This window comes from Mesorhizobium sp. WSM4847 (assembly GCF_055811335.1).
The window spans coordinates 1-593 of sequence record NZ_JBVVPY010000106.1 but is presented as its reverse complement, the minus strand read 5'-3'; the positions used below and the strand labels follow the sequence as shown (position 1 = coordinate 593).

The 593-nt window shown below is 64.8% G+C and carries 1 pseudogene; it reads left to right on the top strand.

Annotated elements, in window-relative coordinates:
• Nucleotides 1–8: 8 nt before the first annotated feature.
• Nucleotides 9–593 (top strand): annotated as a pseudogene (locus AC0L28_RS34730) (IS21 family transposase); the annotation flags it as partial.

The following is a 593-nucleotide window of genomic DNA, read 5'->3' as shown; positions in this document are numbered from 1 at the left end:
GAAGCCTGATGCCAACCCAGAGATTGTCGATACGCCGGATCAGAGAAGTTTTACGTCTAAGCCATTCCAGGGCCTGACCGAGCGCGCCATCGCGCACACGCTCGGGGTGAGCAATGGCGTCGTGCATGGTTATCTGCGGCGCGCCCGTCTCGCCGGGCTGAGCTGGCCTCTGCCTGAAGGCATGGATGACGAAGGCCTTGAGCTGCTGCTCTTCCCAGCGCCGAAGGCAGCGTCGCAAAGCCCCCGGCGGCCAGGTGCCCGATTGGGGCTATGTGGAGAAGGGGTTGCGCCGCCGCAGCGTAACACGAGTGCTGCTGTGGGAAGAGTATCGCGCCGCCAATCCCGACGGCTTTGGCTACACCTGGTTTTGTACGACGTTCGAGGCCTGGAAAGGGCGCGCGCGCCCCGCGATGCGCCAGACACACCTGGGCGGCGAGAAGGTGTTTGTCGATTTTGCCGGCGACACCATCGACCTCTTCGATCCCGTCACCGGCGAAGCGCGCCCCATGAAGCTGTTCGTCGCAGCGATGGGCGCCTCGAACTACACCTACGCCGAGGCGTGCCCGAGCGAGAGCCTGTCCGACTGGATCGGC